Origin of the sequence: Mesobacillus sp., from assembly GCF_049588175.1 — a bacterium.
Taxonomy (GTDB): Bacteria; Bacillota; Bacilli; order Bacillales; family Cytobacillaceae; genus Mesobacillus.
Genome location: NZ_JBAVFI010000561.1, coordinates 1 through 1,675, shown reverse-complemented (window position 1 = coordinate 1,675; position 1,675 = coordinate 1). Strand labels below are relative to the sequence as shown.

Annotated in this window: 1 protein-coding gene and 1 pseudogene; both read right to left on the bottom strand. The window is 36.1% G+C overall.

The genetic code is table 11. The features are described from left to right. Positions 1–304: pseudogene (locus tag WB217_RS13760) on the bottom strand (hypothetical protein); the annotation flags it as partial. 349 nt (positions 305–653) lie between these two features. Then, complete coding sequence (locus tag WB217_RS13755) at positions 654–1,166, bottom strand: histidine phosphatase family protein (RefSeq protein ID WP_423993783.1); 513 nt, start codon at positions 1,164–1,166, stop codon at positions 654–656. Positions 1,167–1,675: the final 509 nt, after the last annotated feature.

Sequence of the window (1,675 nt, the reverse complement as noted above, 5' to 3'; positions counted from 1 at the left end):
GCATAGGAACGAGCAAACCGGTGCCAACCCAAATGGGTAGAGCAACCAACCACGCAGGCAGCCGCTCCCCCCACGGTCTGCAGAACGCCATTGCAAGAAGGATACCAATCGCAGCGAGAACGGCTGTTACTGCGTTTATAATACGCCAGCTGGCCTCACCCATTTGCTCGGTTGGAAGGAAGAGGCCAAAACTCCATACGATTTTGATCAGCAGGTAAGGTGTTACTGCTATTGCGGCACCATACCCGCCGATTCTACGCAACCTCATCAATCTTGAGGCCTGCCTATCTGCACTTATAGCCACATTCCCAACTCCTTTACACGCTCTAAGTCACTTTATTTCATAATTATTTATTCACACCGATGCTAATGCCCTTTACGCCTTTTAACCTTTCTTATACAATTTTCAAGTACTGCCAAGAAACATATTTTTGCTTTCTTACATAACATAGTTACTCAAGATTATTGATTAAAATGTCCATAACTCTGAATTAACTTCGATTCCCTTTAGGTAATCTCTTTTTTAATTTCCTATTGAATTAAAAATGTTCCGCAGCGATTAATTCTTTAAATCTTCCACCTTAAGGTTTATGTGCGTTTTTTCACAATGTACAAGTATCTGACTCAACTTCATTATAAAAACCTTTAGTTGATTACTCTAAGTGCGAAGTACTATTCGCAAATTTTATAATTTGTAAATCTTTGTAATAATCCAAGAAATGAATACCTGTATTATTCGTGTGAAACCACTTATTATTTTCAGTAGGTAACTGTAGAAAGCTCTCAATAATTTTAGTTATCATTCCACCGTGAGTAATAACTGCTATTCTATTATATGCACTACTGTTTTCCTTAATAAATGAAAGAACTGTTTCTCCCCGCACCCTAAATTCTTGATTACTTTCTGTTTCCTGTTGTTCTCTTAATCTATCTATGTATTCAACTGAACAACCGATAGTGTTAGATAATACCTCGGCAGTTTCACGAGCTCTTTTTAACGTACTACTCCATATTAAATCAGGTGGATAATCTTTCAATACTCGTTGTGACATTTTCTCTACTTGTATAAATCCATTCGGTGTTAGCGACAAATCAGTAGAGCCACTGTAATTCTCCTCTAAAAAGTCATCTTCTGATTCTCCGTGACGGATCAATAATAATTGCATCTTTCTTACCCTCCTTACATAGCTTCCTAATTTAATTTCTACAGGCGAAGAAGGTTTTCCTTTCGATTTATTTAGATTATAGGTTAGGTATATGTGCATGAATAAGAAAAGCTGCCAAATATGACAGCTTGAACTTGAAGGAATGCTACCCTTTAGCATAAGAAGAAATATTCAGATTCTCTTATATACAGTTAATTTTTTTTTTTATAAATTTTTTATACTCGGGCATTGTTAACCCAATAATCCAATTCTACTATGTCTATACCTTCGCTTTTTGCTATTTCTTATGCTCCTGCACCATCTATTCCTTCTGACTTTTTAAAATAAACCTCTGTTTTCAGAACAGAATCGCCTATATCTTTTTCTGGTGGTTTATTGCAAATAAATCTTCTTTGATAGTTTAAAATTAGGGATGGAATTAGGAACTGTCTTAAAAAAGCGAATTCGCACATTGACAATACCTTCTGGCATCCTGTCAAAAATGAGTGAGAATTGGTATCCTAATTTCT